This window comes from Streptococcus sp. 2022WUSS135 (genome assembly GCF_044427045.1).
GTDB lineage: Bacteria > Bacillota > Bacilli > Lactobacillales > Streptococcaceae > Streptococcus > Streptococcus hashimotonensis.
The window spans coordinates 1-5,475 of record NZ_JAOTGL010000051.1 but is presented as its reverse complement, the minus strand read 5'-3'; the positions used below and the strand labels follow the sequence as shown (position 1 = coordinate 5,475).

Here is a 5,475-nt window from a genome sequence, read left to right as displayed (position 1 = left end):
AAGCAATATTTAATTCCAAACTTAACTGATTTGTGTTATACTGTTTATACATTTTCATGCCTTTCTAGTTGTTTTGTCGTTATTATAATTATAAAGCATGAAATGGAAAACGAGCAACTCCTAATTGGAATTGCTCGTTTTTTATATGTGAGAAGCTAGTTTTTGCCCAGCCTCTGGTTTTATGCAAACAAAGCAATGATTCCGACCACCAAATAGCAGACCAGTTTGTAGGTTTCGTTGATGAGGATAAGGTTGATAGGGCGTTGCTCAAAGATGTAGTTCTTCAATGAAGCAAGCGCCGCAATCACGCCCATGCCACCAGCTGCGTGGAGTGGTGAAACATCAAGGGTCTTGATGAAGAAAATCGCCACAACAGCAGTCAGCACTTCAATCGCCAAGGAAATCATCATTTCCTTCTGACCATTTTTCCCAGCTTGACGGTCAGCTTCTACCTTGGCCATATCAATGCCAGAGGCTTCGATCCAAGCATCACGGAAAATCAAACCATACCACAAACCACCAATAGCAAAGGCAATCAGCCCTGCCACAATTCCAAAAATAAGTGTCATACGTTCTCCTTTTACTTGTACGGACAAATTGATAGATCTAAGGATAACATAGATTGTATAGGCGGTCAAGTTTTTCAGCTGGAACATAGTGAGTGCCTATTTTCAGTCAACCTATGCTATAATAAAACCATGGAACATAATGATATTGTATATGGCGTACATGCTGTAGTGGAGAGTTTGGAGGCCAACACCGGCAACAAACTCTACATTCAGGATGATTTGCGCGGAAAAAATGTAGAAAAAATCAAGGCCCTGGCGGCAGAGAAGAAGGTGTCGATTTCTTGGACGCCGAAGAAGACCCTATCCGACATGACAGAAGGTGCCGTCCACCAAGGCTTTGTCCTACGGGTCTCTGAGTTTGCCTATGCAGACCTTTCAGACATTCTGGAAAAAGCAGAGCAGGAAGACAATCCTCTCATTCTCATCTTGGACGGTCTGACAGACCCCCACAACTTGGGCTCGATTTTACGGACCGCAGATGCCACTCAGGTAGCAGGCATCATCATTCCCAAGCACCGAGCAGTTGGCGTGACGCCTGTTGTGGCTAAGACATCTACAGGTGCGGTGGCCCATGTCCCAATCGCCCGAGTGACCAATCTCAGCCAAACCCTTGATAAGCTTAAGGAGGCAGGTTTCTGGGTATTTGGTACCGATATGAACGGAACCCCAAGCCACAAGTGGAATACGGCTGGCAAACTAGCCCTCATTATTGGTAACGAAGGTAAAGGGATTTCCAGTAATATCAAAAAGCAGGTGGATGAGATGATTACCATTCCTATGAAGGGTCATGTCCAATCTCTCAACGCCAGCGTAGCAGCAGCTGTGCTGATGTATGAAGTATTTCGGAAGAAAATCTAAATGAAAGAAAAAGTTCTCATTGTAGATGGCTACAACATGATTGCCTTTTGGCAGGCCACCAAGCAAGATTTTAAAAAGGGAGACTTGGATGCGGCCAGAACGACCTTGCTTCGAACCTTGTCTCACTACGCAGCCTTTGAGCAAATCGAGGTAATTTGTGTCTTTGATGCCCACCATGTACCAGGTCTTCGTCAGCAGTATGACGAATACAAGGTATCGGTCATTTTTACAGAGGAGGAAGAGACGGCAGATAGCTACATCGAACGACTCAGTGCCCAGCTCAATAGTGACCGTCGCAAGCAGGTTTCCGTCGCAACCAGCGACCTCAACGAACAATGGGTGGTCTTTTCACAAGGGGCCTTACGGGTTTCGGCGCGTGAGTTGGAGGAAAGAACCAGGGTCATCAAAAAGGACTTGGACAAGTTTGTGGACCAGGTAGAACTCTACACCCCACGGCTCAATCCCTGGTCAGATGGGAATTTTCAAGCCTTAAAAGAAATGATGGAGGAAATGAAAGAGTGACATTTACAATCGTAACCGATTCGACATCGGATTTGCCAATCAGCTGGGTCCAAGAAAACGATGTGACCGTTCTTGGTTTGACCATTAACCTAGACGGCGTAACCTATGAAACCGTTGGGGAAAACCGCTTGACCTCAGCAGATTTGCTGGAGAAAATGGCTTCTGGCAGTCAACCTACGACCAGTCAGGTCAATGTTGGTCAGTTTGAAGAAGTTTTTGAAGCGGCAGCCAAGGAAGGTCAAGAGGTGCTTTATCTCGCTTTCTCAGCAGCTCTTTCAGGGACCTACCAGAGTGCAGTCATTGCACGAGATATGGTTATGGATCAATATCCAGAAGCAGTCATCACCATCGTTGATACAAAGGCAGCGACCATTGGAGAAGGTTACTTGGTCATGAAGGCCGTTGAGGCGCGTGCTGAGGGTAAGACTTTGGCGGAAACTAAGGCAATCGTAGAAGATTTGGTACCGCGCTTACGGACCTACCTCTTGGTCGATGACCTTAACCACCTGGTGCGTGGTGGTCGCTTATCGAAAACAGCAGGCCTTATTGGTGGCTTAGTGAATATCAAACCTCTGCTTTCACTAGATGTAGAAGGGAAACTTGTGCCTATTGCTAAAATCCGTGGTCGTAAAAAAGGAATCAAAGAAATGTTGAACCTGACCTTGGACAACTTGGATCATTCTACAGTTATGGTAGCCTATACAGGCGATGTTGAAGCAGCAGAGGGCGTCAAATCTAGTTTATTGGAAGACGACCGTGTTTCTGATGTTCTATTGACAGAATTAGGACCAGTTATTGCCACTCATACAGGGACAGGAGTCCTAGCTATTTTATCAATTGGGACAGAAATGAGAGCCTAGATTCTAAGGGATATTTCTTGCAAAGATGTATTCCTTTTTGTGTGACAGCGAACTATTGTAGAATAGGACAATCAAAAGGAGATAAGATGTCACTAATCATCAGAAGAGAAGAAGAAAAGGATCATCGGGCGGTTGAAGAGCCAACACGGGAGGCTTTTTGGAATGTCTTTCGTCCGTCAGTTTATCTTTTATTACATCGTTAACTCGTTTTGCCGTACTCCAGTACTGTCTGCAACTCGTTGCCTTGTACTAAAAGTAAACTGAAGGACTATTATCTGAGTGCTACTGAGCATCTGATTGTGCATCAATTACGAAAGCAAAAACAGGTCATAAAAGACCTCAATCTTGTGGCGGAAGCCGACGGTCAGCTGGTGGGGCATATCCTCTATGTGGTGTCGGAGATTACAGCGGACGGCGCTCGCCTGCCCAGTCTGACCTTTGGTCCCTTTAGCATCTCGCCAGACTAGCAAGGCCGCGGTTACGGTCAGGCACTTTTGGAGTATTCGCTGGCTTTGGCGGAAAATAGCGGAGCAGTCTTGGTGGCCATTACAGGCTCTCCTGATTACTACAGTCGATTTGGTTTTGTCAAGGGGAAGGAGGTCGGCGTTCGTTATCAGGCGGACCCAGAAGCTGATTATTTCTTGGTCAAGTTGTTCCGACCAGAAGTTCTGGAAGGCCGGGACTGGTGGTTTACAGATCCGCCGGGTTACACGGTGGATGAATTGGTCTTGGAAGAATTTGATAAGACCTTCCCTTATAAAGAGAAGCTGGTCTTACCTGGACAGCTAGGTCAGTAGGAAAAGTAAACCTGATAAGGCTTTCATTCTCAGCAGCTCTGCTATCTTTCAAAAAATAAAAAAAGTAAAGTAAAATAGCTTGACGGAGACTAGTAGATTTGATAAAATGGTAGACGGTATTGTTTACCCCATTTGAAAGGCCCCGGAACCTTCCAAATACCCGCGGACCGGAACATCCGCCCAGTAAACAAAAACGATTCGTATAGGAGAAATCATGAACAAAACAACATTTATGGCTAAACCAGGCCAAGTTGAACGTAAATGGTATGTAGTAGACGCTACTGATGTACCTCTTGGACGCCTTTCAGCAGTAGTTGCTAGCGTTCTTCGCGGTAAAAACAAACCAACTTTCACACCTCACACTGATACTGGTGACTTCGTTATCGTTATCAACGCTGAGAAAGTGAAATTGACTGGTAAAAAAGCAACTGATAAAGTATACTACACTCACTCATTGCACCCAGGTGGTTTGAAATCTATCACTGCAGGTGAACTTCGTTCTAAGAACGCTGTTCGTTTGATTGAAAAATCAGTTAAGGGTATGCTTCCACACAACACTCTTGGTCGTGCACAAGGCATGAAACTGAAAGTGTTTGTAGGTGGCGAGCACACTCACGCTGCACAACAACCAGAAGTACTTGATATTTCAGGTCTTATCTAAGGGAAAGGACGTAATCTAAATGGCACAAGCACAATACACAGGTACTGGTCGTCGCAAAAACGCGGTTGCACGCGTACGTTTGGTCCCAGGTACTGGTAAAATCACAGTAAACAAAAAAGATGTAGAAGAGTACATCCCACACGCTGACCTTCGTTTGGTTATCAACCAGCCATTCGCAATTACTTCAACCCAAGGTTCATACGATGTTTTCGTCAACGTGAACGGTGGTGGTTACGGTGGCCAATCAGGTGCGATCCGTCACGGTATCGCGCGTGCATTGCTTCAAGTTGACCCAGATTTCCGCGATTCATTGAAACGCGCAGGTCTTCTTACACGTGACGCTCGTATGGTTGAACGTAAGAAACCGGGTCTTAAGAAAGCACGTAAAGCTAGCCAGTTCTCAAAACGTTAATCAAAACCTTATTATACCAACGATTGTGGCACCTTTTTGGTGTCAGTTGGTGTTAATTATAGTGATAAGTCGTTTAAGAGACTTAAAGCATCGGCATCTTGCTGGTGCTTTTTTTCTGGCATCAATTCTAGATAATACTGTTGTGTTGTTAAGATTGAGTTATGACCTAGACGACGAGAAATATAGTCTAGGCTAATATCTTTTGAAAAGAGAAATGAGGCATGCGTGTCACGAAGTCCATGAAATGTCGTTTTTGTTAATCCCAACTGTTTTAACAGCTTTTGAAGTTGACCAGCTTGCTTGAATCCATTCCAATCAAAGATATAGCCTTCTTTTGTTTGTGCAAGTTTTGTCACAGCTTGATAAACATCTTCGTTGATGGAAATATCACGCTTAGAATGTTTGGTTTTAAGCTGGGTATCGTCATTAGTTGGACTAATTGATCGAAGAATTTTGATACCATATTCAAAAATATCTTCTTTTTTAATTCCTAAAAGTTCTCCATGTCTTGCTCCTGTCTCAAGGGCGAGAACAACAAGAACATTAAATTCATCCTCTGTATGACTTAGGCAGTATTGTCTGAGTTTTTTAAATTCTGTGATAGATAGTGGAATATTTCGTTTAGCTTGTTCTTGCCCTTTTGCTTTTAAAAGATGACCAAAGTCATTGCTAATCAAACCACGAGCATACGCATATTTCAATGAACCACGGATTTTAAGAACAAGTTCTTTTACTGTTTTTTTAGAGTGGGTTTCAGCATATTGGTCGATTTCTTTTGCATGACGAGATCGTCAAG

General features: G+C 44.0%; 8 protein-coding genes and 1 pseudogene. 7 read left to right on the top strand and 2 right to left on the bottom strand.

The window, feature by feature from the left end:
- Positions 1-179: 179 nt before the first annotated feature.
- Positions 180-569: a DUF1761 domain-containing protein gene (locus tag ODU45_RS09790; protein ID WP_398581225.1), complete on the bottom strand. Its 390-nt coding sequence runs from the start codon at positions 567-569 to the stop codon at positions 180-182.
- Positions 570-698: 129 nt separating this feature from the next.
- Between ODU45_RS09790 and rlmB the strand changes: the two genes are divergently transcribed.
- From rlmB to rpsI, 7 genes are all read left to right on the top strand, one after another.
- Positions 699-1,427, top strand: coding sequence for a 23S rRNA (guanosine(2251)-2'-O)-methyltransferase RlmB (rlmB, locus tag ODU45_RS09785; RefSeq protein ID WP_172027122.1), 729 nt, complete (start codon positions 699-701; stop codon positions 1,425-1,427).
- Positions 1,428-1,949, top strand: a complete 522-nt coding sequence (locus ODU45_RS09780; RefSeq protein ID WP_105136473.1) for an NYN domain-containing protein — start codon at positions 1,428-1,430, stop codon at positions 1,947-1,949.
- Entirely contained in the window at positions 1,946-2,809 is an 864-nt protein-coding gene (locus ODU45_RS09775; protein ID WP_398581224.1) for a DegV family protein, read from the top strand. The genes ODU45_RS09780 and ODU45_RS09775 overlap by 4 nt, the downstream gene beginning before the upstream one ends.
- 299 nt (positions 2,810-3,108) lie before the next feature.
- Positions 3,109-3,276, top strand: coding sequence for a hypothetical protein (locus ODU45_RS09770; RefSeq protein ID WP_153600770.1), 168 nt, complete (start codon positions 3,109-3,111; stop codon positions 3,274-3,276).
- 45 nt (positions 3,277-3,321) lie between these two features.
- Positions 3,322-3,606 (top strand): hypothetical protein, encoded by a 285-nt coding sequence (locus ODU45_RS09765; protein WP_105095933.1) that lies wholly within the window; start codon positions 3,322-3,324, stop codon positions 3,604-3,606.
- Between the two features lie 214 nt (positions 3,607-3,820).
- Positions 3,821-4,267 (top strand): 50S ribosomal protein L13, encoded by a 447-nt coding sequence (gene rplM / locus ODU45_RS09760; RefSeq protein ID WP_024381069.1) that lies wholly within the window; start codon positions 3,821-3,823, stop codon positions 4,265-4,267.
- 19 nt (positions 4,268-4,286) lie between these two features.
- Complete coding sequence (gene rpsI / locus ODU45_RS09755) at positions 4,287-4,679, top strand: 30S ribosomal protein S9 (protein ID WP_398581223.1); 393 nt, start codon at positions 4,287-4,289, stop codon at positions 4,677-4,679.
- Between the two features lie 56 nt (positions 4,680-4,735).
- Here rpsI and ODU45_RS09750 read toward each other — a convergent pair.
- A pseudogene (locus tag ODU45_RS09750) lies at positions 4,736-5,475 on the bottom strand (tyrosine-type recombinase/integrase); the annotation flags it as partial.

What these genes read in the sequence shown, in the direction of transcription:
- rplM (WP_024381069.1), top strand. Translation starts at nt 3,821, where the DNA reads ATGAACAAAACAACATTTATGGCTAAACCAGGCCAAGTTGAACGTAAA.
- rlmB (WP_172027122.1), top strand. Translation starts at nt 699, where the DNA reads ATGGAACATAATGATATTGTATATGGCGTACATGCTGTAGTGGAGAGT.
- rpsI (WP_398581223.1), top strand. Translation starts at nt 4,287, where the DNA reads ATGGCACAAGCACAATACACAGGTACTGGTCGTCGCAAAAACGCGGTT.
- ODU45_RS09790 (WP_398581225.1), bottom strand. Translation starts at nt 569, where the DNA reads ATGACACTTATTTTTGGAATTGTGGCAGGGCTGATTGCCTTTGCTATT.
- ODU45_RS09780 (WP_105136473.1), top strand. Translation starts at nt 1,428, where the DNA reads ATGAAAGAAAAAGTTCTCATTGTAGATGGCTACAACATGATTGCCTTT.